1 protein-coding gene is annotated in these 594 nt (G+C 45.8%); it reads right to left on the reverse strand.

What is annotated here, in order from left to right:
• Window positions 1-594, reverse strand: a 594-nt coding sequence (locus A3762_RS04045) for a response regulator (RefSeq protein WP_156493218.1), incomplete at both ends; no start/stop codon positions are given.

Raw genomic sequence — 594 nt, forward strand, 5'->3', positions numbered from 1 at the left:
GCCATTTCCATTAGCAATTCAAGTTCTGCCTTACTATCGATCTCGCCCTGAAAATTCAGAAGGCTTGCCATGTCCTTAAAGCAAGAGTCGTTGAAGATGAGCAGCGACTCTCCAGAAATGCCTGAACCAATAAAGCCTTGGCATACAGCCGAATAGCTGGATGTCTCTTCGGTATGAGCCAGAGCCATTTCCAGTTCGCCAACATCAATGATGTTAACGTTAGGAATAGGTAATTTTACAAATACGTTCAAATAGCGAGCAAGAAGATCCGCGGCTTGCCCCATTGCGACGTTGCTAGCCTCTTGCATGTATTCGCGATAATCGATGCTAGTGATGCTGTTGATTGCATCTTTGACGTTCGGATTTGCGGATGCTTCATTGGCTGTACGATAAAGCCCAAAATCTTCCAATAGGCTGATTAATTGCCCTTGGTCTATTGGCTTTTTGAGAAAATCGATCGCTCCCAAGCGCTTTACGCGAGCATTGGCCTCAGGCTGAATATCGCCCGATACAACAATGCTCATGCAAGGCAGGTCTAGCGATGAAATCATCTCGAGTGTTTCATAGCCATCCATGACGGGCATATTTAGATCG

The sequence above is a fragment of the Oleiphilus sp. HI0125 genome (genome assembly GCF_001635355.1).